The 24,740-nt window shown below is 64.1% G+C and carries 30 protein-coding genes and 1 pseudogene; 12 read left to right on the top strand and 19 right to left on the bottom strand.

The window, feature by feature from the left end; all coding sequences use genetic code 11:
* Nucleotides 1-71 precede the first annotated feature (71 nt).
* Nucleotides 72-1,184: a 3-isopropylmalate dehydrogenase gene (gene leuB, locus XI06_RS21605; protein ID WP_237861166.1), complete on the top strand. Its 1,113-nt coding sequence runs from the start codon at nt 72-74 to the stop codon at nt 1,182-1,184.
* Between the two features lie 132 nt (nt 1,185-1,316).
* Nucleotides 1,317-1,955, top strand: a complete 639-nt coding sequence (locus XI06_RS21600) for a DapH/DapD/GlmU-related protein (RefSeq protein WP_237861167.1) — start codon at nt 1,317-1,319, stop codon at nt 1,953-1,955.
* Nucleotides 1,956-2,006: 51 nt separating this feature from the next.
* Here XI06_RS21600 and XI06_RS21595 read toward each other — a convergent pair whose 3' ends face one another.
* Nucleotides 2,007-2,393, bottom strand: a complete 387-nt coding sequence (locus XI06_RS21595) for a hypothetical protein (protein WP_237861168.1) — start codon at nt 2,391-2,393, stop codon at nt 2,007-2,009.
* A gap of 156 nt (nt 2,394-2,549) precedes the next feature.
* Nucleotides 2,550-3,362: a hypothetical protein gene (locus XI06_RS21590; protein WP_271606408.1), complete on the bottom strand. Its 813-nt coding sequence runs from the start codon at nt 3,360-3,362 to the stop codon at nt 2,550-2,552.
* A 116-nt stretch (nt 3,363-3,478) separates the two neighbouring features.
* Between XI06_RS21590 and XI06_RS21585 the strand changes: the two genes are divergently transcribed.
* Nucleotides 3,479-4,513 carry an aspartate-semialdehyde dehydrogenase gene (locus tag XI06_RS21585; RefSeq protein ID WP_237861170.1) on the top strand — a complete coding sequence of 345 codons (1,035 nt, stop codon included), beginning with the start codon at nt 3,479-3,481 and terminating at the stop codon, nt 4,511-4,513.
* Nucleotides 4,514-4,694: 181 nt separating this feature from the next.
* On the opposite strand, the gene XI06_RS21580 is transcribed toward XI06_RS21585, so the two are convergent.
* Nucleotides 4,695-5,339, bottom strand: coding sequence for a carbonic anhydrase (locus XI06_RS21580; protein ID WP_237861171.1), 645 nt, complete (start codon nt 5,337-5,339; stop codon nt 4,695-4,697).
* Between the two features lie 110 nt (nt 5,340-5,449).
* On the opposite strand from XI06_RS21580, the gene XI06_RS21575 reads away from it, so the two are divergent.
* Nucleotides 5,450-6,331: an HpcH/HpaI aldolase/citrate lyase family protein gene (locus XI06_RS21575; protein ID WP_271606407.1), complete on the top strand. Its 882-nt coding sequence runs from the start codon at nt 5,450-5,452 to the stop codon at nt 6,329-6,331.
* A 228-nt stretch (nt 6,332-6,559) separates the two neighbouring features.
* The gene (locus tag XI06_RS21570) at nt 6,560-7,312 is read left to right on the top strand and encodes a hypothetical protein (protein WP_237861174.1); all 753 of its coding nucleotides are present in this window, start codon (nt 6,560-6,562) and stop codon (nt 7,310-7,312) included.
* 111 nt (nt 7,313-7,423) lie between these two features.
* On the opposite strand, the gene XI06_RS21565 is transcribed toward XI06_RS21570, so the two are convergent.
* From XI06_RS21565 to XI06_RS21550, 4 genes and pseudogenes are all read right to left on the bottom strand, one after another.
* Nucleotides 7,424-7,843 (bottom strand): DUF6455 family protein, encoded by a 420-nt coding sequence (locus tag XI06_RS21565; protein WP_271606406.1) that lies wholly within the window; start codon nt 7,841-7,843, stop codon nt 7,424-7,426.
* A 133-nt stretch (nt 7,844-7,976) separates the two neighbouring features.
* On the bottom strand, nt 7,977-8,762 hold the full coding sequence (locus XI06_RS21560; protein WP_271606405.1) for a hypothetical protein: 786 nt from the start codon (nt 8,760-8,762) through the stop codon (nt 7,977-7,979).
* 79 nt (nt 8,763-8,841) lie between these two features.
* Nucleotides 8,842-9,447 carry a 3-isopropylmalate dehydratase small subunit gene (gene leuD / locus XI06_RS21555; RefSeq protein ID WP_084808657.1) on the bottom strand — a complete coding sequence of 202 codons (606 nt, stop codon included), beginning with the start codon at nt 9,445-9,447 and terminating at the stop codon, nt 8,842-8,844.
* Between the two features lie 102 nt (nt 9,448-9,549).
* A pseudogene (locus tag XI06_RS21550) lies at nt 9,550-10,118 on the bottom strand (pyridoxamine 5'-phosphate oxidase family protein).
* A gap of 100 nt (nt 10,119-10,218) precedes the next feature.
* On the opposite strand from XI06_RS21550, the gene XI06_RS21545 reads away from it, so the two are divergent.
* Nucleotides 10,219-11,022 carry a helix-turn-helix transcriptional regulator gene (locus XI06_RS21545; RefSeq protein ID WP_237861316.1) on the top strand — a complete coding sequence of 268 codons (804 nt, stop codon included), beginning with the start codon at nt 10,219-10,221 and terminating at the stop codon, nt 11,020-11,022.
* A 4-nt stretch (nt 11,023-11,026) separates the two neighbouring features.
* Here XI06_RS21545 and XI06_RS21540 read toward each other — a convergent pair whose 3' ends face one another.
* Entirely contained in the window at nt 11,027-11,425 is a 399-nt protein-coding gene (locus XI06_RS21540) for a metallopeptidase family protein (RefSeq protein WP_237861177.1), read from the bottom strand.
* Between the two features lie 165 nt (nt 11,426-11,590).
* Between XI06_RS21540 and XI06_RS21535 the strand changes: the two genes are divergently transcribed.
* Complete coding sequence (locus XI06_RS21535) at nt 11,591-11,872, top strand: hypothetical protein (protein ID WP_271606404.1); 282 nt, start codon at nt 11,591-11,593, stop codon at nt 11,870-11,872.
* A gap of 7 nt (nt 11,873-11,879) precedes the next feature.
* Here XI06_RS21535 and XI06_RS21530 read toward each other — a convergent pair whose 3' ends face one another.
* Nucleotides 11,880-12,089: a hypothetical protein gene (locus tag XI06_RS21530; protein ID WP_237861179.1), complete on the bottom strand. Its 210-nt coding sequence runs from the start codon at nt 12,087-12,089 to the stop codon at nt 11,880-11,882.
* 151 nt (nt 12,090-12,240) lie between these two features.
* On the opposite strand from XI06_RS21530, the gene XI06_RS21525 reads away from it, so the two are divergent.
* The gene (locus XI06_RS21525) at nt 12,241-12,501 is read left to right on the top strand and encodes a hypothetical protein (protein WP_237861180.1); all 261 of its coding nucleotides are present in this window, start codon (nt 12,241-12,243) and stop codon (nt 12,499-12,501) included.
* A gap of 6 nt (nt 12,502-12,507) precedes the next feature.
* Here the strand turns inward: XI06_RS21525 and XI06_RS21520 are convergent, their stop codons facing one another.
* On the bottom strand, nt 12,508-12,807 hold the full coding sequence (locus XI06_RS21520; RefSeq protein WP_271606403.1) for a DUF1330 domain-containing protein: 300 nt from the start codon (nt 12,805-12,807) through the stop codon (nt 12,508-12,510).
* A gap of 160 nt (nt 12,808-12,967) precedes the next feature.
* Between XI06_RS21520 and XI06_RS21515 the strand changes: the two genes are divergently transcribed.
* Nucleotides 12,968-13,477, top strand: coding sequence for a hypothetical protein (locus XI06_RS21515; protein ID WP_271606402.1), 510 nt, complete (start codon nt 12,968-12,970; stop codon nt 13,475-13,477).
* 62 nt (nt 13,478-13,539) lie between these two features.
* Here the strand turns inward: XI06_RS21515 and XI06_RS21510 are convergent, their stop codons facing one another.
* The 7 genes from XI06_RS21510 to ffh all read right to left on the bottom strand — a co-directional run bounded on the left by XI06_RS21510 (nt 13,540) and on the right by ffh (nt 19,468).
* Entirely contained in the window at nt 13,540-13,749 is a 210-nt protein-coding gene (locus XI06_RS21510; protein WP_237873710.1) for a hypothetical protein, read from the bottom strand.
* A 92-nt stretch (nt 13,750-13,841) separates the two neighbouring features.
* Nucleotides 13,842-15,248 (bottom strand): 3-isopropylmalate dehydratase large subunit, encoded by a 1,407-nt coding sequence (gene leuC, locus XI06_RS21505; RefSeq protein WP_237861185.1) that lies wholly within the window; start codon nt 15,246-15,248, stop codon nt 13,842-13,844.
* 323 nt (nt 15,249-15,571) lie between these two features.
* Entirely contained in the window at nt 15,572-15,952 is a 381-nt protein-coding gene (gene rplS, locus XI06_RS21500; RefSeq protein ID WP_092233923.1) for a 50S ribosomal protein L19, read from the bottom strand.
* A 111-nt stretch (nt 15,953-16,063) separates the two neighbouring features.
* Nucleotides 16,064-16,819, bottom strand: coding sequence for a tRNA (guanosine(37)-N1)-methyltransferase TrmD (trmD, locus tag XI06_RS21495; RefSeq protein ID WP_271606401.1), 756 nt, complete (start codon nt 16,817-16,819; stop codon nt 16,064-16,066).
* A 118-nt stretch (nt 16,820-16,937) separates the two neighbouring features.
* Complete coding sequence (rimM, locus tag XI06_RS21490) at nt 16,938-17,492, bottom strand: ribosome maturation factor RimM (RefSeq protein WP_237861187.1); 555 nt, start codon at nt 17,490-17,492, stop codon at nt 16,938-16,940.
* A 10-nt stretch (nt 17,493-17,502) separates the two neighbouring features.
* Nucleotides 17,503-17,835: a 30S ribosomal protein S16 gene (rpsP, locus tag XI06_RS21485; protein ID WP_057740692.1), complete on the bottom strand. Its 333-nt coding sequence runs from the start codon at nt 17,833-17,835 to the stop codon at nt 17,503-17,505.
* An 85-nt stretch (nt 17,836-17,920) separates the two neighbouring features.
* A complete protein-coding gene (gene ffh / locus XI06_RS21480; protein WP_237861188.1) occupies nt 17,921-19,468 on the bottom strand; it encodes a signal recognition particle protein in 1,548 nt (515 codons plus the stop codon).
* 315 nt (nt 19,469-19,783) lie between these two features.
* Between ffh and XI06_RS21475 the strand changes: the two genes are divergently transcribed.
* Nucleotides 19,784-20,785 (top strand): MBL fold metallo-hydrolase, encoded by a 1,002-nt coding sequence (locus XI06_RS21475; RefSeq protein WP_377803211.1) that lies wholly within the window; start codon nt 19,784-19,786, stop codon nt 20,783-20,785.
* Nucleotides 20,786-20,878: 93 nt separating this feature from the next.
* On the opposite strand, the gene XI06_RS21470 is transcribed toward XI06_RS21475, so the two are convergent.
* The gene (locus XI06_RS21470) at nt 20,879-21,586 is read right to left on the bottom strand and encodes an SIMPL domain-containing protein (RefSeq protein WP_237873713.1); all 708 of its coding nucleotides are present in this window, start codon (nt 21,584-21,586) and stop codon (nt 20,879-20,881) included.
* Nucleotides 21,587-21,591: 5 nt separating this feature from the next.
* A complete protein-coding gene (locus tag XI06_RS21465) occupies nt 21,592-22,353 on the bottom strand; it encodes a GyrI-like domain-containing protein (RefSeq protein ID WP_237873715.1) in 762 nt (253 codons plus the stop codon).
* Between the two features lie 221 nt (nt 22,354-22,574).
* Here XI06_RS21465 and dapF point away from each other — a divergent pair, with 221 nt between their 5' ends.
* Nucleotides 22,575-23,450, top strand: a complete 876-nt coding sequence (dapF, locus tag XI06_RS21460) for a diaminopimelate epimerase (protein WP_271606400.1) — start codon at nt 22,575-22,577, stop codon at nt 23,448-23,450.
* A complete protein-coding gene (gene mtaB / locus XI06_RS21455) occupies nt 23,450-24,703 on the top strand; it encodes a tRNA (N(6)-L-threonylcarbamoyladenosine(37)-C(2))-methylthiotransferase MtaB (protein ID WP_271606399.1) in 1,254 nt (417 codons plus the stop codon). Before dapF ends, mtaB begins: the two co-directional genes overlap by 1 nt.
* Nucleotides 24,704-24,740: the final 37 nt, after the last annotated feature.

The following is a 24,740-nucleotide window of genomic DNA, read 5'->3' as shown; positions in this document are numbered from 1 at the left end:
AATGGTGTCTTGCCAAGCGCGCAACGCCGCTCTAGCACTCCGGCCGAATTTCGATCTCAGAGGAAACGGATATGGCGACCCACAAATTGCTGCTGCTCCCCGGCGACGGTATCGGCCCCGAGGTGATGGGCGAGGTGAAGCGGCTGATCGATTGGCTCAATAGCGCGGGAATCGCCAAATTCGAGACCGATACGGGCCTTGTCGGCGGCTCCGCCTATGACGCCCACAAGGTGTCGATCTCCGAGGGCGACATGGCCAAGGCGATGGAAGCCGACGCCATCATCTTCGGCGCGGTCGGCGGCCCGAAATGGGACGCGGTGCCTTACGAGGTGCGCCCCGAAGCCGGCCTGCTGCGCCTGCGCAAGGATCTGGCTTTGTTCGCCAATCTCCGCCCCGCCGTCTGCTATCCGGCGCTGGCGGACGCTTCGAGCCTGAAGCGCGAGGCGGTCGAGGGCCTCGACATCGTCATCGTGCGCGAGCTCACCGGCGGCGTCTATTTCGGCGAGCCCAAGACCATCACCGATCTTGGCAACGGCCAGAAGCGCGCCATCGATACCCAGGTCTACGACACCTATGAGATCGAGCGCATCGGCCGCGTCGCCTTCGAGCTTGCGCGGAAGCGCAAGAACAAGGTGACGTCGATGGAGAAGCGCAACGTCATGAAGTCGGGCGTGCTCTGGAACGAGGTCATGACCGCGGTCCACAAGCGCGAATATCCCGACGTCACGCTCGAGCACCAGCTCGCCGATTCCGGCGGCATGATGCTGGTGAAGGCGCCGAAGCAGTTCGACGTCATCGTCACGGACAATCTGTTCGGCGACATGCTGTCCGATATCGCGGCGATGCTGACCGGCTCGCTCGGCATGCTGCCCTCGGCCTCGCTCGGCGAGGTCGACGTCAAGAGCAAGAAGCGCAAGGCGTTGTACGAGCCCGTGCACGGCTCGGCGCCTGACATTGCCGGCAAGGGCCTCGCCAACCCGATCGCGATGATCTCGTCCTTCGGCATGGCGCTGCGCTATTCCTTCGACATGGGCGCGCTCGCCGACAAGGTCGACCAGGCGATCGCGGCCGTGCTCGCCAGCGGCCTTCGCACCGCCGACATCAAGTCGGAAGGCACCACCGCCGCCTCGACCACACAGATGGGCGAAGCGATTTTGAAGGAACTGCAGAAGCTGCACGCGTAAGCGGCAGACGCAGCTCTCGTAGGGTGGGCAAAGCGCAAGCGTGCCCACCATCGGTTGTGATCAGAGAGAGATGGTGGGCACGGCGCGACGCGCCTTTGCCCACCCTACGGCACCTGTTCTCGGAGCCACCCCATGGATGCCTCAGCCCGCCCCAAGATCGCGGAAACCTTCATCCATGAAACGGTGCGCCAGCGCGAGGCGCAGATCGGGCGGCGCTGCGAGATTCTCGCCGGCACGCGCATCGAATATGCCGCGCTCGGCGATTACTCCTATCTCGGCGAATCCTGCGATGTCGCCGACGCCGTCATCGGCAAGTTTACCGCGATCGCAAACTCCGTGCGGATCGGCGCGCCCAATCATCCGATGGGCCGGCCATCACAGCATCGCTTCACCTATGTCCCCGAATATTACGAGGCGAGCGCGAGCCGTGACCGCGACTTCTTCGCCGATCGCCGCGGCGACCGCGTCATCGTCGGCAATGATGTCTGGATCGGCCACGCCGCGATCCTGCTGCCCGGTGTCACCGTCGGCGACGGTGCGGTGATCGGCGCTGGCGCCGTCGTCAGCCGCGATGTCGCGCCCTATACCATCGTCGGCGGCGTCCCCGCGCGACCCATCCGCAAGCGCTTCGATGACGCCGTTGCGGCAAGCCTGCGCCGCATCGCCTGGTGGGACTGGCCGGACGAACTCATCTTCGCGCGCCTCGCCGATTTTCGCTCCGAGGCGATCGAGGAGTTTTGCCGGCGCTATGACCCGGCGGCCAATGCGTAAACAAAAAGGCCGGGCATGAGCCCGGCCTTTTGATTCGGTCGCTGCGTCCGCTCAATACAGCGGGAAATTCTGCGGATAGCCGCCGACATCGGCCGGGGTCGCCAGCGGCTGGCGGTCGATCGGGCGGTTGAGGTTTTCGCGGGCGAAAGAGGGATAGCCGACGGCCGGCGGGAAGGCGTAATCGCTGAACTTGCGATCGCCCGGATTAACCTCGGTGCCGCCGTCGAGCCATGAGCGCTTGCTCACGTAGATACGGGTGCGGCCCTGCTGGTAGACCGCATTGGGGCCGCTCGGGCCGTAATAGTGCCGGCCGCGATCGTCAAAGCGCTGCTTGGTCTTGGTGTCGGCCGACGCCGGTGCCGCGAAGGCCACGGCCATCACGGCGCTCGCCGCAAGCAAGGTCGCCAATTTGTTCGCGGCAGAAAAATTGAAGCTCATCACGTCCCCTTCAGGCGGCAAGCCGCCAGTCGATTTCATCCCATACTAGCCCGGCCGGGGGCACTGCAACTAGGTCTATTCAGTCACACCGCGCTGGAATAATCGGGCGCGCCGGCAAAAGTTGCATGGATACCAGCCACTTGAGCTTGATGCGGATCAGAGCGCGCCGCGCAATTGCGCATTCGCCGCGCCCAGCAGCCAGTCGGCCGAGCCTTGAGACGACCCCTGGGGCTCACAGGAGCGGCGCTTCAGCTCCGCATGGGCGAACATCTCCGCCAGCTTCGGCTCGTTGCCGGAGGTCAGCAGCGTCAGCCGGTTCAGGGTACAGGCGATTGCGGCGCGCCGGGCCGGCAGGGTGTCGCCCTGGCAAGAGAAGCCGGAGATCTGCAGCGCCGGCTCCTCGTTGCGCTTGAGGTAGCCGAGGCAGGCCGGCGACCCATCCGCCGTGCCCGATGGCCGGAACAGGGCGACGGGGCCGAATTTGGTATCGATCAGGCCGGCCTGCTCCAACGTGGTGGCCGCATCCAGGCCCATCCGGGCGGCGAGGCCTGAGGCTGCCGGACGCGTTACGTCGAATTCGTTGCCTTCCCGGTAGATCTCGAGCTCGGCCCAAGGTCTGTCGGCGGGCTTGTCGGCGTCGCCAGCCCAGCGCATGACGTCGCGGCGGCCGCCTTCGGGGTGCCTTAAAATCGTGTAAGAAGCTGTTTTCTCAGATGAATCGATCCGGCTGAGCGCGAAGGCCGGATGCGAACGGTCAGCCATAGCCCAGCCGGGCTTTGCGGCCGGCTCGTCGCTGCGCAAATCAGGCAGCTGGCCGAGCCCGGCAAGCGCGAGGATGGCAAACAAAGCCAGCACCCCTACATAGACCAACAGGCGCGCCAGCGTGCCGACCACCTCGTCGGCGAAATTGGCGAGCGCCAGATGGATCTGGGTGGGGTTTGCGGCCGTGCCGGCCTCAGGCGACTGCATCCACGTCCCTAAGGCATGGTCCAACGTTGTCTTGAGGCCGGTTCTCGCATAGAAGCGCTGCTCTTCCTGTTTAAGCGTCAGCTTCAGGAATGGGCTTTTTCATCGGAGAGTGAACGATGGGTTACAAAGTCGCAGTCGTCGGCGCGACCGGCAATGTCGGACGGGAAATGCTCAACATCCTGGATGAGCGCAAATTCCCGGCGGACGAGGTCGTGGCGTTGGCGTCACGCCGCAGCGTCGGCGTCGAGGTCTCCTATGGCGACCGTACCCTGAAGGTCAAAGCGCTCGAGCACTACGACTTCTCCGATGTCGATATCTGCCTGATGTCGGCGGGCGGTTCGGTGTCGAAGGAATGGTCGCCGAAGATCGGCGCAGCCGGCGCTGTCGTGATCGACAATTCCTCGGCCTGGCGCATGGATCCGGACGTGCCGCTGATCGTGCCCGAGGTGAATGCCGCCGCGACCGAAGGCTTCAAGAAGAAGAACATCATCGCCAACCCGAACTGCTCGACCGCGCAGCTCGTGGTCGCGCTGAAGCCGCTGCACGACAAGGCCACCATCAAGCGCGTCGTGGTCTCGACCTACCAATCGGTGTCGGGCGCCGGCAAGGACGCGATGGACGAATTGTTCTCGCAGACCAAGGCCGTCTATACCAACAGCGAGCTGATCGCGAACAAGTTCCCCAAGCGCATCGCCTTCAACGTCATCCCCCACATCGACGTCTTCATGGAGGACGGCTACACCAAGGAAGAGTGGAAGATGATGGCGGAGACCAAGAAGATTCTTGATCCCAAGATCAAGCTCTCCGCCACCTGCGTGCGCGTGCCCGTCTTCGTCGGCCACTCCGAGGCCGTCAACATCGAGTTCGAGAATCCGATCAGCGCCGATGAAGCGCGCAACATCCTGCGGGTGGCGCCCGGCTGTCTCGTCATCGACAAGCAGGAGCCCGGCGGCTACGCGACCCCTTACGAAGCGGCCGGCGAGGACGCCACCTATATCAGCCGCATCCGTGAGGACGCGACGGTGGAGAACGGTCTCGTGCTGTGGTGCGTGTCGGACAATTTGCGCAAAGGCGCCGCGCTGAACGCGATCCAGATCGCGGAAGTGCTGATCAACCGCAAGCTGATCAGCGCGAAGAAGCAGGCGGCGTAACTCCGCTGCCTCTGTCATCGCGGAACGAAACGCGGCGGATTACGCTTCGCTAATCCGCCCTACGTCACCGAATTCGGTCTCGTAGGGTGGGCAAAGGCGCGCAGCGCCGTGCCCACGATCTTTTCCGATTGCGACAGGTGGTCGGGCACGCTTCGCTTTGCCCACCCTACGAGAGCGGCGATTACACCACGCTCCGCGCGCTCTTGAATGCCTTGCTCGCCTTGTCCAGCACGAACAGCGTTCCCTCGGCGACGCCGAAATAGGCGCCGTGCAGATGCATCTGGCCGCTCTCGACGGCCTTGCGCACGAACGGGAAGGTCATCAGGTTTTCGAGGCTGCGGAACACCGCGGCCTTCTCGATGCGTTCGACGAACTGCGCCATGGTCTCGTGGTCGCGCTGCTCGACCACTTCGCCCGGCTTGATGAACATCTGCATCCATTTGCCGATGAAGTCGCCCGGCGTGAGCGGCTCGATCTTGTCGACGAAGGCGCGGATGCCGCCGCATTGCGCGTGGCCGAGGATGACGATGTGCTTCACCTTCAGCACCGTGACGGCATATTCCAGCGCGGCCGAGACGCCATGCGCGTTGGCGTCGGGCTGATAGGTCGGCACCAGATTGGCGATGTTGCGAACGACGAACAGTTCGCCCGGGCCGACATCGAAGATCGCCTCGGGCGAGACGCGGCTGTCGCAACAGCCGATCACCATCACTTCGGGCGACTGTCCCTTCACCGACAGTTCGCGATAGCGGTTCTGCTCGGCCGGCAACCGGTTGGTGGCGAAGGCGTTGTAGCCGTCCAGCAAGGACTTCGGGAATGTGATCATGGCCCTATGCCTAATCATATACCGATAGGGCGAACAAGCCTTTCGAATAGGCAGGCCAGATGGTATCGCCTCCCCCTAGAACCAGTCCGAGCCGTCAGGAAGGAAGTCGCATGACCCGCCCGCGCCGCAGCCATCTGTTCATGCCCGGCTCCAACCCTCGCGCCCTTGAAAAGGCAAGGAATCTCGCTGCCGATGGCCTGATCCTCGATCTCGAAGATTCCGTCGCCCCGGACGCCAAGGCGGTGGCGCGTGACGGCATCGCCGCCGCGATCGCTGCAAAAGGGTTCGGTAAGCGCGAGATCCTGATCCGGACCAACGGCCTCGACTCCCAATGGTGGGCCGACGACGTTGCGATGGCCGCCAAGGCCTCGCCTGACGGAATCCTGGTTCCAAAAGTTTCAAGCATCGAGGATCTCCAGGCCATCGGCCGCGACCTCGCCCATCTCGGCGCCGCGCCGTCCGTGAAGGTCTGGGCGATGATCGAGACCGCGCGCGCGGTGTTGCACGCCGAGGAGCTGGCCGAGGCCGGTCGCGATCCATCGTGCCGTCTTGCGGGCTTCGTGTTCGGTCCCAACGACATCTCGCGTGAGACGCGGATCAAGATGATGCCGGGCCGCGCCGCGATGATCCCGATGATCACGCACTGCATCCTGGCAACGCGCGCCGCGGGCCTCGAGATCCTTGACGGCCCCTATAGCGACATCGCCAATCCTGATGGCTTCGCCACCGAATGCGCGCAAGGGCGCGATCTCGGCTTCGACGGCAAGACGCTGATCCACCCTTCGCAGATCGAAGCCTGCAACGCGATCTTCACGCCGCCTGAAGAAGACATCGCGCGCGCGCGAAAGATCATCGCAGCGTTCGAGCTGCCGGAAAACGTCTCGCGCGGCGCGATCCGTCTCGACGGCGCGATGGTGGAACGCCTGCACGCCGACATGGCGCGCCGCACCATCGAGATCGCGGACGCGATCGCCGCGATGAGCAAGGGCTGAGCAGGCCGGTCTGCTTGGGGAATCTGGCCAGTGCGGAACAGGGGTCGTTTTGAGGCTTTAAACGCCGCAATGGATCGATTTGCTTGAGGCACGGCTGGGCCGGTTTCTGATCACGACCGCGCGAATATCCGCCGCGGTCGCTGCCGTTGACTTGCATAAGGTCCACGTCGCAAGGTAATCCCGGAAACACTTGAAAATACTGGGTCCAACCTGGTGTGAGGTATCCTCATGACGGCTCTTGCTGAAGTGGCTGCTCCGGCCAATCTCGTCGACGAACTTACCGCCCATGCGGTGCGCAGCATCGAGGCCGCTGATCATTCCGCGTCTCCGTTTCCCCACATCGTCTTCCGCGATTTCTTCCCCGCGGATTTCTACCGGGACATGATCCGGAGCGTGCCGACCCAGGGCTACGATCCGATCACCGGTACGGGGACACGGATGGCGCTGCGTCTCTACGGCGAAAATGTCGACAAGATCGAGCCGTCGCTGCGCCCTGCCTGGGCTGCCGTCTCGGCCATGCTGACGTCGAAGCCCGTCGAGCAGGCGATACGGAACCGGCTGCATGACGGGCTCGAGATTCGCGCCCGTGGCGACAAGGTGGCTAAGCCTGAGGATCTGACGCTGGTCGCAAAGCCGGTCGTGTATGTCGACAGGGACGGCTATCAGATCAAGCCGCATCCGGACACGCGCAAGAAGGTCGTGACGATGCAGCTCTATTGTCCGGCCGACGACAGTCAGGAAGCGCTGGGAACGACGCTCTACCAGGCATCCCTCAAGGGACTGTTTCACGTCGGCTCCTACTGCCTCGAGCCCGTGAAGACGATCCCGTTCCTGCCCAATGTCGGCTATGCCTTCGTGGTCCTGAAGGCCTATCACACCCTGACCAGGATGAGCTGGCACGGCCGTCCACAGATCCATACCGATCGTGACAGGGTCACCATTCTCAACACGTTCTACATGAACGAGAAGGTCGGATTCTGAGCGCTGGGTGCTAGAGCATGATCCGGAAAAGTGTGAAGCGGTTTTCCGAAAAGATCATGCTCAAGCAAAAAGCTAAAGCGCGATGACGATTGGACCCAATCTCATCGCGCGTCAGCGCGACGCGACCTCGGTGCGATCGAGCGATTCCAGCGTCGCGGCGTTGCCGCAATAGCCGTGATAGTTTTCGGCCGCGGTGCCGTCGGCGAGATCGCGGTCGCACTGGCCCTTGTGACCGCAGAGCGAGCAGACCCGCTCCATGTCGCGCAGCAGCAACGGCTGTGCGCGTCCGAGTGCCTCCGCGCTGATGCCGAGCTGCTCCAGCATCTTCGGCAGTTCGTCGGCGGCATGCTTGCCGTGGCGGACCAGCTCTTCGAGATCATCAGGCGCGATCCTGAGATCGTTCGCGATCCGGTCGAACTCGGAGCGATCGAGCTGCCGCATCTCGGCCATCTCGCGGCGATGCTTCAGCCAGCTCGCGAAGGACTCGATGAGGTCCTGGACGATGGGATAAGGTCTGCTTGCGGTGCTCATGGAAAGCTCCATTCGAACGTCGGAACTGGAGCGACATTAGGCACAATGATGCAGGCGCACGTTGCGCTGGATCAAATTCAACTCCCGTGTCCCGGACGCGGTGCGGCGCGTCCGGGACACGGGATGAGAGACCTCAGCGAAACCGCTCTACCGCCCAGGCGAACAGGCTGCCGGGAATCGGCGGCTGCAAGGAGCGCCCCTTGCCGGAGATGTGGAGGCCGATCACTTGGGGGTCGGTGATGATGCCGAGATAGCTCGAGGGATCGAAGAACAGCCTTGGCTCGGAATGCACCGCATAGAACGATTTCTTCGGCAACGCCTTTTGAAGATCACCTGAACGCTTGGCGAGGATGGTCAAGGCCGGCGGCCCGAAGATGGCGATGCGAAGGTCGGACAGACGCTGCGAGCCGCCGCTCAGGCGCTTGATCGCAAAGCTCAAGCGGTGGCTCAGCGACAGCCATTCCGGGGTCAGTTCCTCCTGCTCCATCAGACCCTCGAAGGCGCGAACGATCTGATGGTCCTGCGGCAGATAGAGAACGGAGTTGCCGAGCCGGCGGGATCGCTCCCAGGCAAAATAAGGCTTTGCCGGATCGATCTCGACGGGTTTGAGCAGCAGCACGTCGGCGTCGAGCCAGAGGCCGAGATTCTTCGCCATCAGCTTCATGCGGAAGAAGTCGCTGAACTGGAGCGTGGTCCAGTCGCGCCAGCTGCCGTCCGGCTGCGGCGGCCGCAAGCGTTCGGAGAAGGCGTGCGGCAGGATCGCTTCGGCGTCCGCGTTCTCGACCCCCGCCGGAAGACCCGGAATGGTGTCGAAGCTATAGACCGTGACCTTGTGGCCGGCCGCCAGCTGCGAGCGCAGGCAGGTCTGGCGTAGCGTGTCCATCGGGCCATGCCAGAAGGTGACGATCTCGGGAAGCATGGCGCAGCTATACGGGATATCAGAGGCAAAGAAAAAGCCCCGGCGCTTGTCGCACCGGGGCTTCAAATGAAACTTGAGTTCAGGCCCAGGCGCGTTCGCGCTTGAGCTTCTCTTCATAGGTGTCGATCGAGGACTTCTTCTCCATCGTCAGACCGATGTCGTCGAGGCCGTTGATCAGGCAGTGCTTGCGGAACGGGTCGATCTCGAACTTGACCTTGCCGCCATCGGGCCCGCGGATCTCCTGGTTCGGCAGGTCGATCGTCAGCGTCGCGTTGGCGCCGCGCTCAGCGTCGTCGAACAGCTTGTCGAGGTCTTCCTGGGAGACGCGGATCGGCAGAATGCCGTTCTTGAAGCAGTTGTTGTAGAAGATGTCGCCGAACGAGGTCGAGATCACGCAGCGGATGCCGAAATCGAGCAGCGCCCAGGGCGCGTGCTCGCGGCTCGAGCCGCAGCCGAAATTGTCGCCGGCTACCAGCACCTTCGTATTGCGATAGGCGGGCTGGTTGAGGACGAAATCCGGGTTCTCGCTGCCATCGTCCTTGTAGCGCTGCTCGGAGAAAAGCCCCTTGCCAAGGCCGGTGCGCTTGATGGTCTTCAGGTACTGCTTCGGAATGATCATGTCGGTGTCGACATTGATGATCTTCAGCGGCGCCGCGACGCCTTCCAGCGTGGTGAACTTGTCCATCTCTAGGCTTCCCGGTTTGCAGTCAGGGGAGGGCTGTTTAGCCCGGTTGGAATACAAATCCTAGGCCGGATTCGGCAATCTTGGTCTGTCAGATCTGGTCTGTCAGCTTGGCGGAGCCATGCTGTCAGGCGCAAAGCCGGTCGGCAGGCCGTCGATGCTCTTCATGTTCTTCAGGCCCCAATATTTTCGCAAATTGTTGACGCCCTGCGCCGTCCAGTAGCGGATGAGGCTGCCGCGCTCTTGTTTGTAGTCGAACAGGGGCACGCCCATACCGCACGAGGTCTGCACGAGGTCGACCGAAAGGCGCACGATCTGGCGCGCTCCAGTCATGTCCTCGAACCGAGGGCGAGCTCGGCGTATTCAGGCGAGCCGCGCATGATCGACCGTCCCTGGCCGTACAGCCGCAGGATCATCGGCGGACCATCGAAGGCGCAAAACATGAGGGTCAACCGCTTGTCGTCGGAAGCGATCAGGTGCGCGCGGGTCTCGCTGCCGCTGCCGGTGCAGTCGAGATAGGCGACGTCGTTCTCGCCGAGCACAAGGAACGACGCCAGGCCCTTGGGAGACACGTTGATGCGTCCCTTCGGCGGGGCGCTCGCGACGAAGAAGATCTTCTGCCGCTCGATGAAAGCCCTGTGCTCGGGTTCGATCGCAGCGAATTGCTTGCCCATGTCGGTGCCGTCCTTGCTCGGCGAGAGGGCCGAGGCAAAAAGGCTAACACACCCAGGGTACCGGTTTAAGAACACAAGATATGCTGGTATAAAAACCACCATGAAACGACCAGACCCGATCGCCCCTGCTCTCTCGCTCAGCGCGTTCTTGCGGGCGCTCCGGGAGCGTCAGTCTCCGGCGGAATTCGGCCTCGCCGCCGGACCACGGCGGCGCACGCCCGGCCTCCGGCGTGAGGAGGTCGCCCAGCTCTGCGGATTGAGCGTCACCTGGTACACCTGGATCGAGCAGGGGCGCGATGTGTCGGTCTCTGCCTCGGCCCTCGCGCGCCTCGCCCGCGGATTGCGCCTGTCGCTTGCCGAGCGCGGTTATCTGTTTGAAGTCGCGGGTAAGCGCGATCCCGAGCGGCCGGGCCACAGAGACGATCCACCCGAGGAGATCCTGGCCTGCGTCGATGCGATCGATGGTCCCGCCTACATCCTCGATCGCACATGGAGCGCGCGCCGTTGGAATGCGAAAGCATCGCGGTTGTTTGCAGGATGGCTCGACGATGACGGCGAGAAAAACCTGCTGCGCTACATCTTCGTCAGGCCAGAGGCGCGAAGCCTGATCCTCGACTGGAGTTCACGTGCGCAGCGCGTCGTCGCCGAGTTCCGTGCCGCCGCGACAGCCTACTCCGACGATCCGGAAGTTCGCCGGCTGGTGGAGGAACTGAGACTGGCAAGCCCCGACTTCCAGCGCTGCTGGGAAACGCAGGGCGTCTTGGCACGCGAAGGCGGCGAACGCGCGTTCAATCATCCGACCATGGGACTGCTGCATTATCAGCAGGTGTCGCTGTCGCTCGCGGGTTGGCCCGACTATCGGCTGACGATGCTTCTGCCGGCGCCATCCCTATCCGATCGATGATTTCCTATTCGGCCTGCGCCTCGATCGCTTCCATGTCATCGTCCGAGAGGCCGAAATGGTGGCCGATCTCGTGAATCAGGACGTGGCGGAGGATATGGCCGAGGCTCTCGTCGTGCTCGGCCCAGTAGTCCAGGATCGGGCGGCGGTAGAGCCAGACCATGTTGGGCAGCCGGGCCACGTCGCCAAGGCTCTGTTGCGGCAGGCCGACGCCCTGGAATAGGCCGAGCAGGTCGAATTCGCTCTCGCATTCCATCTCGTCGAGCACGTTCTCGGTGGGGAAGTCGTCGACGCGGATGATCAGGCCCTCGCACAGCCCGCGAAACTCCGCCGGCAGGCGCTCGAAAATGTCGTGCGCCGTCACTTCCATCTCGGCCAGCGAGGGCGCTTTCAGGTCCGTCCACATGGGCTTGTCTTAGCGTGGGTTTCGCAGCGATGCATCCGGCTTTATAGGATCGCGCGGAGAGTTGACGTCGCGCGCGAAAACGAGGAGCGTACGGCGCTTCAAGGGGTTGACTGAGCCGGGTGGTGTGAAATGCGGGCAGGAACAGCGGGACTGGTTCTACTGTGCATGGGGTTGTTTTCGCTATCTGGCGTGAGCGCCCGGGCGGAGACGGCTGGCACTGTCGTCCGTATGGCCCAGGCGGTGTCGCCTGACGACGTTCCGCCGCCGCGCAGGCGGCCCCAGACGCGCCTGCGCGTCACGCCCTATTACAGCCCGGACGGGGTCTATCCGCGCTATAACCCGGGCCCCGACGCGGTGCGCGAGTGCAACGTTGCCTATGTGCAGGAACACAGGCCCAGCGGCACCGTGATCACGCCGCATATGAGCTGCTACTGGCGTCGCGGCTGATCCCGGCTCAGTGTCCGCGCAGCGCGCCGATCAGGCCGGCGCTGACAATCGCAGCGGACGCGCCATAGACCAGGATCGCCATCACGAGCTGCGTCGTTGGGCTTGCCGTGCCGCTCTCGACGCCAGGCCCCTGCGAGGCCAGTGCCGAGCTCGCGCCAAGGGCAATGCTCGCTGCGATCGCGAGGCGAGGTATTCGCAATGCTCGAAACTGTGTCATGACCGTCTCCTGCATTCGCTCGACCAGAAGATACGTACGTCGCTGACGGCTGGTTTTCATCCATAACAGATTCAGGCCCAGCGTTCCAGATTGGGCGCTTTTAACTTGCCGGCGGCCGTGTGATCCTCTCACATTGCGGGCGGAGGTCGTCATGACGAGATGGGTCGCATTGGCCGTTGCTGTCGGGCTTGCCGCGGGCGCGTCGAGCGTGTCGGCCGCGCAGAGAGTGACGAAGCTGCCGGACGCTTCCGCGGGCCGCGCGGTGTTCGATGGGCGACGGCACGTGCGATACGATGCTGCGCGCTACGTTCCGCGGCCTGATCCGCACTACTACGCGCGGCCTGTCTATTACCGTCCCTACCCTTACGGTGTGCCCGCGCCGTTCGTGCTGGGCTACGGGCCGTTCTGGTGACGCTGCTCAGCCTGCGGGCGTAAAGCCCTTCACCAGCAGCACGGTCGCTTGCGCGCCAGCCGTGCGATCGCGCGAGATGTCTTCGTAGTCCGGCGAGGTCGAGAAGGCGAGGAATGCAGCCTCGTCGGGAAACGACATCATGACAAGCTTGTCATACGGCCACGCGCCTTCGAGCACGCGCGGATGTTCGTCAGCGGCCAGCAGTCTTCCATTGAATTTCCTGAACACGTCGAAGAACCGCGCCTGGTAGCGGTCATAGGCCGCGCGGTCCGTCATCTTCAACTGCGCAATCGCATAGACGGTCATCTCTCAAATTCCTCTCGGCCTCGACTTGCGCGGAGCGTCGTTCATTCATGGCGCGTTCACGTCGCCGTCTCTAGTTTAATCTTGGGAGCGACTGCAAATGAACAGCGACGGCGGGAGGGCTACGCCGCAATGACGCTGTCTAGATTCAGGGAGACATTCCATGCTGAGGATAGTGCGTCCCGGGACAAGCTCGCTGCGCTTGCTCGGGCTTGCTGCTGTGGCCGCTCTGATGTTGTCAGCAGGGATTGCGCGCCGCGCTGACGCGATGACGCCGATCAATCCGACCGCGCTGCCCGCGGCGAAGGCTGCAAGCGACGACATGATGATCCAGGTCCGCCATGGCGGTGGCGGCGGTGGTGGACATTTCCACGGCGGCGGCGGACATTTCGGCGGCTTCCACGGCGGCGGAGGGCACTTCGGTGGCTTCCATGGTGGCGGTTATCGCTATGGCGGCTTCCACCGCTTTGGCGGATATGGCGGCTATCATCGCCACTGGGGTGGCTACTATCGCCCCTATTACGGCTATCGCCACTTCCACCGGCGCTATTATTACGGCGGCTATTATCCCACCTATCACTATCCGCGCCGCTGCCGGATCATCTGGACCTATTACGGCCCGCGCCGCATCTGCCACTGGCATCGTTGGCACTATCCGTACCGCTATTGGTGAGTCGAGTCGCAACGGCTGAAATGAAAAGGGCGCCTCACGGGCGCCCTTTGCTTACCATTGCCTCACAGCCAATCCTTCAGTTTCAACGACGCCGATTTCCACCGCATCAGCGTCTCGACCTTCCACTGCTTGAGCATCGCTGGCGGCCAGCGGCTGAGCTTGGAGGTCTCCTCGGCCTCGGGCTTGGCGACGATGCGCAGCGGCGCCGCGCGCCGCCGGTGCTGGCGGGTCGCATCGCTGATCAGGTCGACATATTCAGGCTTGTTGGCCATGAGAGGTGTCCTCGCGAGATCGTCGCGAGGACACTGTCGGCGCTGCGGCTTAACAGCAATTTGCCGCGTTCGTTCAAATTGCAGGAAGCGGCTTAGCGCCAGTCCCTGACATCGACGAAGTGACCCGCGATCGCCGCCGCCGCCGCCATCGCCGGCGACACCAGATGCGTGCGGCCCTTGAAGCCCTGGCGGCCCTCGAAATTGCGGTTCGAGGTCGAGGCGCAGCGTTCTTCCGGCTTCAGCTTGTCCGGGTTCATGGCGAGGCACATCGAGCAGCCGGGCTCGCGCCATTCGAAGCCGGCCTTGATGAAGATCTTGTCGAGACCTTCAGCTTCGGCCTGCTCCTTCACGATGCCGGAGCCCGGCACGACCATGGCATTGACGGTGCCTGCGACCTGCTTGCCTTCGGCGATCTTGGCGGCGGCGCGCAGGTCTTCGATACGGCCGTTGGTGCACGAGCCGATGAAGACGCGGTCGAGCTTGATGTCGGTGATCTTCGTTCCCGCCGTCAGGCCCATGTACTTGAGCGCGCGATGCTTGGAGAGACGCTTGGCCTCGTCAGCGATCTTGTCAGGATCGGGCACGATGCCGGTCACCGAGATCACGTCCTCAGGGCTCGTGCCCCAGGTCACGATCGGCGGCAGTTTTGCCGCATCGAGGCGCAGCTCATGGTCGAAATGCGCGCCCTCGTCGGAGCGCAGCTTCTCCCAGTAACGCATCGCTGCGTCCCAGGCCGCGCCCTTCGGCGACTTCGGACGGTCGCGCAGGAAGTCGTAGGCCTTCTGGTCGGGCGCAACGAGGCCGGCGCGCGCGCCGCCTTCGATCGACATGTTGCAGACCGTCATGCGGCCTTCCATGCTGAGCGCTCGGATCGCATCGCCGGCATATTCCAGCACGTAGCCGGTGCCACCGGCGGTGCCGATCTCGCCGATGATGGCCAGGATGATGTCCTTGCCGGTGACGCCGTCAGGCAATTTGCCGTCGACGGTGACGCGCATGTTCTTCGCCTTCTTCTGGATCAGCGTCTGCGTCGCCAGAACGTGCTCGACCTCGGAGGTGCCGATGCCGTGCGCGAGCGCGCCGAACGCGCCATGCGTCGAGGTGTGGCTGTCACCGCAGACGATGGTGGTGCCGGGCAGCGTAAAACCCTGCTCGGGGCCGATGACGTGGACGATGCCCTGGCGCTTGTCGAACTCGTTGTAATACTCGATGCCGAATTCCTTGGCGTTCTCGGCCAGCGCCTTGATCTGCTCGATGCTTTCAGGATCGGGATTCGGCTTGGTGCGATCGGTGGTCGGCACGTTGTGGTCGACGACCGCGAGCGTCTTCTCGGGCGCGTGAACCTTGCGGCCGGTGGCGCGCAGGCCTTCGAATGCCTGCGGCGAGGTCACCTCATGCACCAGGTGACGATCGATATAGAGCAGGCAGGTGCCGTCGTCGGCTTCGTGCACCAGATGGTCGTTCCAGATCTTGTCGTACAGGGTGGTCGGCTTGGACATGAGCTTCAGCTCCGAAGAATGTGTAAGCGGAAATGCGCGGGTGGCGCGCGGGGCAACAAAATCGTCAGCGCAGCTTTTAGGCTGCGCGCGTAAGCTCTGACGTTGCCGAGGTCGCGAAGCGTCCGAAGAACCGGCCAGGCAGCCGCGAGCGATCGTCGATGACGATGCGCTGGTGGCTCACGAAGCTGGTCAGATCTGGAAACATTCCAGGAATATATAGCAGGCCGATTTGGAAGCGCGAGTGGTTTGACGCGCACGGCTGACGCAACAAAAAAGCGCGGGGGTTTGCCCCGCGCTCTTCGAAACTCGACTGTAAGCGGAGCTTACTCGTTGACGGCCTTGGCGTGCTCAGTCTTCTCGACGATGCGCGCCGACTTGCCGCGAAGATTGCGGAGGTAATAGAGCTTGGCGCGACGCACCTTGCCGCGACGCACCACCTTGATCGAGTCGATCATCGGCGACATCACCGGGAACACGCGCTCGACGCCTTCGCCGTAGGAGATCTTGCGAACGGTGAAGCTCTCGTTGAGGCCACCGCCGGAACGGCCGATGCAGACGCCTTCATAGGCCTGCACGCGGGTGCGGTCGCCTTCGACGACCTTCACGTTGACGATCACGGTGTCGCCGGGACCGAATTCGGGAATGTCCTTGCCGGCGGACAGCTTGTCGAATTGCTCTTGCTCGAGCTGCTTGATCAGGTTCATGGGTAAATCTCCATCGGCGCGCCCAGCCTTTAAGAAACGGGGGCTGCGCGAAATTCGTCTATCCAGCCATTGCGGATGTGGGCGCTCCTATAAGGCAAGCCGGAGCGTTTGTCACCCGTCTGTCTTGTTTTTTGGCGTTTTTTGGCGCCCGGGCCGATTCGGGGCTTTGGGTGGGATTTGGGCCCACAAATCAGGTCGCCGGGCCTCCGTCAGGGCCTCGGATTGCGCCCGCCGCCAGGAGGCGACCTTGGCATGATCGCCCGAGGTCAGGATCTCGGGGATCGGAACCCCCTCGAACAGCTGCGGGCGGGTGTATTGGGGGTATTCGAGCAGGCCGTCCGAAAAGCTCTCCTCGGTTCCCGAGGCTTCCTTGCCCATCACCCCCGGCAGCAGGCGGACGCAGGCGTCGATCAGCGCCATCGCGGCGATTTCGCCCCCGGACAGCACGTAATCGCCGATCGAGACCTCCTCCAGGCCGCGCGCATCGATCACCCGCTGGTCGATCCCCTCGAACCGCCCGCAGACGATGAGGGGGCCGGGGCTCCGGGCCAGCTCCACCACGCGCGCCTGGGTCAATGGCCGACCCCGCGGGCTCATGAGCAGCTTCGGCCGGTCCGGGCCGATCTCGGCGGCATCGATCGCCGCGGCCAACACATCGGCCCGCAGCACCATGCCCGGCCCGCCACCGGCCGGGGTGTCATCGACGCTGCGATGGCGATCGGTGGCGGAGGCCCGGATATCCCGCGCCTCGATCTGCCACAGGCCGGAGGCCAGCGCCCGGCCGGCCAGGCTCACGCCGAGCGGTCCCGGAAACATCTCCGAAAACAGCGTCAGCACCGTCGCGCGCCAGGGTGGGGGGTTGGTCATCAAATCTCAGCTTTCGTCGTCCCGGGGCGCTCAAAGCGCGAGCCCGGGACCCATCATCACCGCACTTCGTTTTGCGATGTCTCGGGCTACCAGCTTAGCGAAAAAATTCGGCCCGTGGTTATGGGTCGCCGCCTTCGCGGGGACGACTCGTGGATCGAGCTTCGTCCTTGTCGCCCTCGATCTCCTGCGGCAGCGCGATCACGACGCGGCCGCCTTTGAGATCGACCTCTGGCACCACGGCGTTCGTGAACGGCAGCAGCATCGTCGCGCCCTTGAGCGGCGCGATCTCGATGATGTCGCCGGCGCCGAAATTATGGATCGCGAGCACGCGGCCGAGCGCATCGCCGTCAGTGGTGACGGCGGCGAGCCCGATCAGATCGGCGTGGTAATATTCGTCCTCGTCGGTCGCGGGCAATTTGTCGCGCGCGACGTAGAGTTCGATGCCGTTGAGGCGCTCGGCCTCATCGCGGGTAGCGACGCCCTTGAAGGTCGCGACCAGATGGTCCTTCGCTTCGCGGACCTGCGCCAGCTCGAACTGGCGCTTGCCGTCCTTGGAGAGAAGCGGACCGTAGCGCTTCACGGCAAAGGGATCTTCAGTGAAGGTCCACAGCTTGACCGCACCGCGCACACCATGCGCGGCGCCGATCCGCGCGACGCAGATCAGCGCCGACATGGCCTAGCCCTTAAGCCTTCGCAGCGGCTTCGGCCTGCGCCTTGCGCTCCTTGCGCGGCACGGCCTTCTCGGGGTTGTTGCGCGCTTCGCGCTTCTTGACGCCGGCGGCGTCGAGGAAGCGGGACACGCGGTCCGACGGCTGCGCGCCCTTGGCGAGCCAGGCCTTCACCTTGTCCATGTCGAGCTTCAGGCGGGTCTCGTTGTCCTTCGGCAGCAGCGGGTTGAAGTAGCCGAGGCGTTCGATGAAGCGGCCATCGCGGGGGAAACGCGAATCGGCGACGACGACGTGATAGACGGGACGCTTCTTGGTGCCTGCGCGGGCGAGGCGGATAACGACGGACATCTAGTTCTCCTTCAAAGTACGTTTTGTTCGGTTGATTGGTATTCCGCGTTGCGCGAGACCGGAGCGATCCCTCGCGACGAATTCCTCATTTCTTCTTGCCCGGGAAACCGCCGAGACCCGGCAGCGTCGGCTTGCCGCTCAGCCCGGTCAGTCCGGGCAGGTTCGGCAGGCCGGTGCGAAGACCCGGCGGCAAATCCTTCGGCAGGCTGGGCAGACCCTGTCCGCCGCCACTCTGCATCTTCTCCTGCAGCGCCTTCATCTCCTCCGGAGACGGCATCTTCATGCCGCCGCCAAAGCCCATCGCCTGCGCGATGCCGGCGAGCGGTCCGCGCTTGCCCGAGCCCATCGCCTTCATCACGTCGGCCATGTTCCGGTGCATCTTCAGGAGCTTGTTGACCTGCTCGACGCTCTGGCCGCTGCCTGCAGCGATGCGCTTCTTGCGGCTCGCTTTCAGCAGATCCGGATGACGGCGCTCGTCGCGCGTCATGGAATCGATCACCGCGACTTGGCGTTTCAAGATCTTGTCGTCGATGCCGGCGGCCGCGATCTGGTTCTTCATCTTGGCGATGCCGGGCATCATGCCCATCAGGCCGCTGATGCCGCCCATATTCGCCATCTGCAGCAGCTGCTCGCGCATGTCGTTGAGGTCGAACTGACCCTTGCGCATACGCTCGGCAGTGCGCGCAGCCTTCTCGGCGTCGATATTGGCGGCGGCGCGCTCGACCAGTGACACGACGTCACCCATGCCGAGGATGCGGCCGGCGATACGATCAGGATGGAAATCTTCCAGCGCGTCGGTCTTTTCACCGGTACCGATCAGCTTGATCGGCTTGCCGGTGACCGCGCGCATCGACAGCGCAGCGCCGCCGCGGCCGTCGCCGTCGACGCGCGTCAGAACGATGCCGGTGAGGCCGACGCGCTGGTCGAACGCGCGCGCGAGATTCACGGCGTCCTGGCCGGTGAGGCTGTCCGCGACCAGCAGCACCTCATGCGGGTTGGCAGCGGCTTTGATCGCGGCGGCTTCCGCCATCATCTCTTCGTCGAGCGTGGTGCGGCCGGCGGTGTCGAGCAGCACGATGTCGTATCCGCCGAGCTTGCCGGCTTCCAGCGCGCGCTTCGCAATCTGCGGCGGTTGCTGTCCCGCCACGATCGGCAGGGTCGGAATGTCGAGGTCGCGGCCTAACACCGCGAGCTGCTCCATCGCCGCCGGGCGATAGACGTCGAGCGAGGCCATCAGCACCTTGCGCTTGTCGCGCTGGACCAGGCGGCGGGCGAGCTTTGCGGTGGTGGTGGTCTTACCGGAGCCTTGCAGGCCGACCATCATGATCGGCACCGGCGGCACGGAATTGACGTCGATGGTCTGGCTTTCGGCGCCGAGCGTGTTGATCAGCTCGTCATGGACGATCTTGACCACCATCTGGCCTGGCGTGACCGACTTGACGACGGTGGCGCCGATCGCCTGTTCGCGCACGCGTTCGGTGAAGCTGCGCACGACTTCGAGCGCAACGTCGGCCTCGAGCAGCGCGCGGCGCACCTCGCGCATCGCGGCGTCGACGTCCTTTTCGGTCAGCGCACCGCGCCCCGTCAGACGATCGAGAATGCCACCAAGCCGTTCCGACAGATTGTCGAACAATGCAATTGTCCCTTGTCCTGCTCGCCAGAATGGCGATCTTCCAAACACCTTTGCGCCCGAGGGCGCATCGCGCTGTCGGGCGTTGACCTCTGGCCTCCGGGGCCAGTCGGCGGGTCGAAAAGAAAGCCTTTCCGAGAAAGTGGCGGCGTTAAACGCCGCTCACGCCCAAAAGTCAAGGAAAGTTAGGGTGCTGGGACGCCATTGCGAGGCCAAGGCCTTGAAATCAGGCACTTTCCGCCGACGGGTTCCTTTTTCGTCAAGCCCGCCCATATAGCCGGTGATGTCTTACCGCCGCAACCAGCCCTGAGCCCCGCCGTGCCGATCACCCGCCGCCGCCTGAAAACCTATGACGGCCCCGTCTCCGACCATTTCAACGGTCTGCATTTCTTCGATCCCGACGGCGCGCCGCCAAAGCCACTCCGCGAGGTGCTGCGCTGGCAGTTCAGCGGTCGGCGGGAGCGGGCCAAATGGCCCGATTGGGCCCCGAGCCCTCATGTCGACACGCCGCCGGAGCGGGTCGATGGCGGCAAGGTGCGGCTCTCCTTCGTTGGCCATGCGAGCTGGCTGATCCAGGCCGGCGGCCTCAACATTCTCGTCGATCCGGTCTGGTCCTCGCGGGTCTCGCCGGTCGGCTTTGCCGGGCCGAAGCGGCACAATGATCCCGGCATCGCCTTCGAGAAGCTGCCGAAGGTCGATGTCGTGCTGGTCTCGCACGGCCATTACGATCATCTCGACATGGCGACGCTATCGCGGCTTGCCAAGAATTTTGCGCCGCGCGTGGTCACGCCGCTCGGTAATGACGTGACGATGCGCGGCGCCGATTCCACCATCAAGGTGGAGGCCTTCGACTGGCACGATCGCGTCGAGCTCGGCGGCGGCGTTGCGGCGCATCTGGTGCCGACACGGCACTGGACCGCGCGCGGCATGTTCGATCGCAACAAGGCGCTGTGGGCGAGCTTTGTGCTGGAGACGCCGGCCGGAAAAATCTACGTGGTCTGCGATTCCGGCTATGGCGATGGCCGGCATTTTCGTCGCGTCGCCGAGAAGCACGGGCCGCTGCGCCTCGCGATCCTTCCCATCGGCGCCTACGAGCCGCGCTGGTTCATGCGCGACCAGCACATGAATCCGGAAGATGCGGTGAAGGCGCTGGGTGATTGCGGCGCCGAGCAGGCGCTCGGGCATCATCACGGCACGTTCCAACTGACCGACGAGGCGATCGATGCGCCTGCGAAGGCGCTGGTGGAAGCGCTCGATGCGGCGAATATTCCGCAGGAGCGGTTCGTGGCGATGAAGCCGGGGCAGGTCGTGGAGATTTAGCGCCCGCTCTCGCAACACATTGATCTCGTCGTCCCGGCGTTCGCCGGGACGACACTATTGCTGTAGCGACAGTGTGCCTCTTGCGAAGCTCTCTTATTGCTCTTTCGGCTTGATCGCCCAGCTCACATTCACCGTCACCGACAGCGTTTCCTCGCCAGGTGCTACCGCGGCGGGCGCGGCCATCGGGGCTGCGGCCATGCGGCCCTTGAACAGCGGCATCGGAGCGCCGCCTTCGGAGACGCTGAGCGGCGCACCCAGCGTGACGCCGGTGGCCTTGGCGTAGATCTCGGCCTTGCGGCGGGCATCGGCGACCGCCTGCTCGCGCGCATCGTCGAGCAGCTTGGAGGCCTGCGTCACCTCGAACGAGATGTTGCCGATGTCGTTCGCGCCGGCGCTGACCAGCGTGTCGATGACGCCGGCGACCTTGGTCACGTCGCGAATTTTCACGGTGACGCGGTTGGAGGCGCGGAAGCCGACCACGGGATTAGCGCCGGTTGAGCGGTTCGGCGCATATTGCGGCTGCAGCGACAGGCGCGAGGTCTGGTAGTCCTTCTCGGGGATTCCCGCGCCCTTCAGCGCCAGCAGCACCTTGCCCATCGCCGCGTTGTTGGCATCGGACGCTTCCTTCGCCGACTTGGCATCGTTGGCGACGCCGGCATCGATCTGCGCAAGGTCAGGTGCTGCCGAGACCGTCGCCTCGCCGCTCACCGAGATGGCGGACGGGAAATCATCGGCGAGCGCGGGCATCGTGGCAGCGACGATTGCGGCCAGGGAAACAACAAGCGCGGCAGGTTTTTTCATCGGTCTCACTTCAGCGGTACGAACACATTGATCACGAGCTTGTCCTCTGCCGTCTTGAGCGGATCGGTGAGGTACTCCTCGATGAACGTGTCCTTGGCTTCCAGCTTCTTGTCGTCGAGGTGATTGGTGATCGCCTCATAGGTGTTGTCCATGTTGTCGTAGGAGCCGCGATGGACGAATTTCAGCGCCTTGCCTTCGGGCGATTTGCCGATGCTCATGTCCTTGGGCAGGTTCTTCGGATCCTGGTCGACAGGGATTTCGGCGAAGAAGGTGAAGCCGGTGTCATCAGTCGAGGTGTAGACGATCATCGCGTTGCCGGCGTGCTTGATGCCCTGCTTGTCGAGCAGCGCGTTCAGCGCCTTGAAGGCGTCGACCAGGGTGTCGAAGGCCGAGTCCCAATTGGCGGTGCCCTTGACCATCAAGACTTTCCTGGACTCGAGCGTGGTCTCCAGGCCGAAGGGGTCGGCGGTCTGAACCGGGGCCGGCGTGGCGGCCGCGGCGGGCGGCGGTGTTGCAGGGCTCGGTGAGGCGCTGGCTGCGGGAGAGGGCGATGCCGCTGGCGCGGGCGAGGCACTGGCAGCCGGCGACGGCGTTGCTTCGGGCGAAGCGCTGGCGGCCGGAGAGGGTGAGGCCGACGGGGCCGGCGAGGGGCTTGCCGAGGCCGCAGGCGCCGGGCTCGGGGTCTGCGCGAGGGCGCCTGATAGCCCAAGCGACAAGGCCGCTGCCGGGATCAGCGCGGCCAGAGCAAGACGACGAAACCCAATCATTCTATTCTCCCCAAGGTCTTCCGTATCAAGGCCTTAACGACGAAGGCCAAAATCCGGTCGCGCATCCCCCGTCGCGCGAACTTTCGCCGTTCTAACACGCGAGCGCCAAATTCGTCCCATGACAGATGCGTCATGACAGACGCTCCGGCCCTGCGGAGCGCAAATCACTGGCCAGAGGGCTAAGGATCGCCATATAAGACGGGCGAAATTCGGGAATTTTCATGAGCGCGCTCGCCAACCACGCATTTGCCAAGATGAACGGCATCGGCAACGAGATCGTCGTTGTCGACATGCGCGATTCTGCGGGCCGCATCACGCCTGATGACGCCCGCGCGGTGGCGTCCGCGCAGGGCGGCGTGCCCTATGATCAGCTCATGGTGCTGCAGAAGCCCCGGCTCGACGGCACCGAGGCCTTCATCAGCATCTACAACAGTGACGGCTCCGAAGCTGGCGCCTGCGGCAACGGCATGCGCTGCGTAGTCCGTCGCATCTTCGAGAAGAGCGGGCAGACCACGGTGACCTTCCAGACCGCGGCTGGCCTGCTCAATGCCTGGCAGGGCCCGGCGCCTGATCTCTACACCGTCGACATGGGCGCGCCGAAGTTCGGCTGGCAGGACATTCCGCTGGCGGAGGAGTTTCGCGACACCCGCTACATCGAATTGCAGATCGGACCGATCGACAATCCGATCCTGCATTCGCCGTCCGTGGTCAGCATGGGCAATCCGCACGCGATCTTCTGGGTCGACGACGTCAACGCCTATGATCTCGAGCGCTTCGGCCCGCTGTTGGAAAATCATCCGATCTTCCCCGATCGCGCCAACATCACGCTCGCCCATATCGTCGATCGCGAGCACATCACGATGCGCACCTGGGAGCGCGGCGCCGGCCTGACGAGGGCGTGCGGCTCGGCCGCCTGTGCGACTGCAGTCGCTGCGGCGCGGCTGAAGCGCACCGAGCGCAAGGTCGAGATGACGTTGCCCGGCGGCAAGCTCGGCATCGAATGGCGTGAGCGCGACGACCACGTGCTGATGACGGGCACCGCGACCTTCGAATATGAAGGCAAGTTCGATCCGGCGCTGTTCGCGCCGGTGGGCTAATGGCCGTCGACATCGTCACCTTCGGCTGCCGCCTCAACGCGTTCGAGGCCGAGGTGATCCGCCGCGAAGCGGAGGGCGCGGGGCTTTCCGACACCATCGTCATCAACAGCTGCGCCGTCACCAATGAGGCGGTGGCGCAGGCACGCCAGTCGATTCGCAAGCTGAAACGCGAGCGGCCGGACGCGCGCATCGTCGTCACCGGCTGCGCGGCGCAGACGCAAAGCGCGATGTTCGCCGAGATGGCCGAGGTCGACCGCGTCGTCGGCAACGACGACAAGATGCGCAGCGAAGCGTGGCGTGCAGCGCGCGACGCCTTCGATCTCGGTGCCGGCGAGAAGGTCGCGGTCAGCGATATCATGGCCGTGAAGGACATGGCGCCGCATCTGATCGATGGCTATGCGAGCGGTCTGCCACGGGTGTTCGTGCAGGTGCAGAACGGTTGCGACCATCGCTGCACCTTCTGCATCATCCCCTATGGCCGCGGCAATTCGCGCTCGGTGCCGATGGGCGCGGTGGTCGATCAGGTGCGTACGCTGGTCGAGCGCGGTCATGCCGAGATCGTGCTGACCGGCGTCGATCTAACCAGCTATGGCACTGATCTCCCGGGCGCGCCGAAGCTCGGCATGTTGACGAAGCAGATCTTGCGGCACGTGCCGGAGCTGAAGCGGTTGCGCATCTCCTCGATCGATTCGATCGAGGCGGATGCCGATCTGCTCGATGCCATCGCCGATGATGCCAGGCTGATGCCGCATCTGCATCTGTCGCTCCAGTCAGGCGACGACATGATCTTGAAGCGCATGAAGCGGCGGCACTTGCGCAGCGATGCGATCGCGTTCTGCGATCAGGTCCGCCGCTTGCGGCCGGATGTCGCGTTCGGCGCCGACATCATCGCGGGCTTCCCGACCGAGACGGACGAGATGTTTGCGCGCTCGCTCGATCTGGTCGAGGAATGCGGCCTGACGTTCCTGCACGTCTTCCCCTATTCGCCACGCCCCGGCACGCCGGCTGCGAAGATGCCGCAGGTTGCGGGGCCCGCCATCAAGGAACGCGCGAAGCGGTTGCGGGTGGCGGGTGACGCTGCACTACGGCAGCGGCTGCAAGCCGAGATCGGCGCAACGCGCGAGGTGCTGATCGAGAGCGAAGGGCAGGGGCGGACGGAGCACTATCTACCGGTGGCGATTGCGGGCGAGCGTGCGGGGAGCGTTGTATCGCTGAGGATTGCTGGCAATGATGGCGAGCGGCTGACCACGTAATCCGCTGTCGTCGCCCGGCTTGACCGGGCGACCCAGT

The sequence above is a fragment of the Bradyrhizobium sp. CCBAU 11434 genome, assembly GCF_028128895.1.
Classification (GTDB): domain Bacteria; phylum Pseudomonadota; class Alphaproteobacteria; order Rhizobiales; family Xanthobacteraceae; genus Bradyrhizobium; species Bradyrhizobium zhengyangense.
Note: the sequence above shows the minus strand (reverse complement) of the source record. Positions and strands in the feature narration are given on the sequence as shown.

Bases quoted from the DNA above. Each gene is read 5' to 3' on its own strand.
- trmD (WP_271606401.1), bottom strand. From the start codon at position 16,819: ATGACCAACCCCCCACCCTGGCGCGCGACGGTGCTGACGCTGTTTTCG.
- mtaB (WP_271606399.1), top strand. From the start codon at position 23,450: ATGGCCGTCGACATCGTCACCTTCGGCTGCCGCCTCAACGCGTTCGAG.
- XI06_RS21580 (WP_237861171.1), bottom strand. From the start codon at position 5,339: ATGATCACATTCCCGAAGTCCTTGCTGGACGGCTACAACGCCTTCGCC.
- leuD (WP_084808657.1), bottom strand. From the start codon at position 9,447: ATGGACAAGTTCACCACGCTGGAAGGCGTCGCGGCGCCGCTGAAGATC.
- XI06_RS21470 (WP_237873713.1), bottom strand. From the start codon at position 21,586: ATGAAAAAACCTGCCGCGCTTGTTGTTTCCCTGGCCGCAATCGTCGCT.
- rplS (WP_092233923.1), bottom strand. From the start codon at position 15,952: ATGAACCTGATCAAGCAGCTCGAGCAAGAGCAATTCGACAAGCTGTCC.
- XI06_RS21465 (WP_237873715.1), bottom strand. From the start codon at position 22,353: ATGATTGGGTTTCGTCGTCTTGCTCTGGCCGCGCTGATCCCGGCAGCG.
- XI06_RS21600 (WP_237861167.1), top strand. From the start codon at position 1,317: ATGGATGCCTCAGCCCGCCCCAAGATCGCGGAAACCTTCATCCATGAA.
- XI06_RS21530 (WP_237861179.1), bottom strand. From the start codon at position 12,089: ATGACACAGTTTCGAGCATTGCGAATACCTCGCCTCGCGATCGCAGCG.
- XI06_RS21540 (WP_237861177.1), bottom strand. From the start codon at position 11,425: ATGTGGACGGACCTGAAAGCGCCCTCGCTGGCCGAGATGGAAGTGACG.
- rpsP (WP_057740692.1), bottom strand. From the start codon at position 17,835: ATGTCCGTCGTTATCCGCCTCGCCCGCGCAGGCACCAAGAAGCGTCCC.
- XI06_RS21525 (WP_237861180.1), top strand. From the start codon at position 12,241: ATGACGAGATGGGTCGCATTGGCCGTTGCTGTCGGGCTTGCCGCGGGC.
- XI06_RS21575 (WP_271606407.1), top strand. From the start codon at position 5,450: ATGACCCGCCCGCGCCGCAGCCATCTGTTCATGCCCGGCTCCAACCCT.
- XI06_RS21510 (WP_237873710.1), bottom strand. From the start codon at position 13,749: ATGGCCAACAAGCCTGAATATGTCGACCTGATCAGCGATGCGACCCGC.
- XI06_RS21515 (WP_271606402.1), top strand. From the start codon at position 12,968: ATGCTGAGGATAGTGCGTCCCGGGACAAGCTCGCTGCGCTTGCTCGGG.
- XI06_RS21590 (WP_271606408.1), bottom strand. From the start codon at position 3,362: ATGCAGTCGCCTGAGGCCGGCACGGCCGCAAACCCCACCCAGATCCAT.
- XI06_RS21535 (WP_271606404.1), top strand. From the start codon at position 11,591: ATGGGGTTGTTTTCGCTATCTGGCGTGAGCGCCCGGGCGGAGACGGCT.
- XI06_RS21545 (WP_237861316.1), top strand. From the start codon at position 10,219: ATGAAACGACCAGACCCGATCGCCCCTGCTCTCTCGCTCAGCGCGTTC.
- XI06_RS21560 (WP_271606405.1), bottom strand. From the start codon at position 8,762: ATGCTTCCCGAGATCGTCACCTTCTGGCATGGCCCGATGGACACGCTA.
- XI06_RS21565 (WP_271606406.1), bottom strand. From the start codon at position 7,843: ATGAGCACCGCAAGCAGACCTTATCCCATCGTCCAGGACCTCATCGAG.
- rimM (WP_237861187.1), bottom strand. From the start codon at position 17,492: ATGTCGGCGCTGATCTGCGTCGCGCGGATCGGCGCCGCGCATGGTGTG.
- dapF (WP_271606400.1), top strand. From the start codon at position 22,575: ATGAGCGCGCTCGCCAACCACGCATTTGCCAAGATGAACGGCATCGGC.
- XI06_RS21520 (WP_271606403.1), bottom strand. From the start codon at position 12,807: ATGACCGTCTATGCGATTGCGCAGTTGAAGATGACGGACCGCGCGGCC.
- XI06_RS21570 (WP_237861174.1), top strand. From the start codon at position 6,560: ATGACGGCTCTTGCTGAAGTGGCTGCTCCGGCCAATCTCGTCGACGAA.
- leuB (WP_237861166.1), top strand. From the start codon at position 72: ATGGCGACCCACAAATTGCTGCTGCTCCCCGGCGACGGTATCGGCCCC.
- XI06_RS21595 (WP_237861168.1), bottom strand. From the start codon at position 2,393: ATGAGCTTCAATTTTTCTGCCGCGAACAAATTGGCGACCTTGCTTGCG.
- XI06_RS21585 (WP_237861170.1), top strand. From the start codon at position 3,479: ATGGGTTACAAAGTCGCAGTCGTCGGCGCGACCGGCAATGTCGGACGG.
- leuC (WP_237861185.1), bottom strand. From the start codon at position 15,248: ATGTCCAAGCCGACCACCCTGTACGACAAGATCTGGAACGACCATCTG.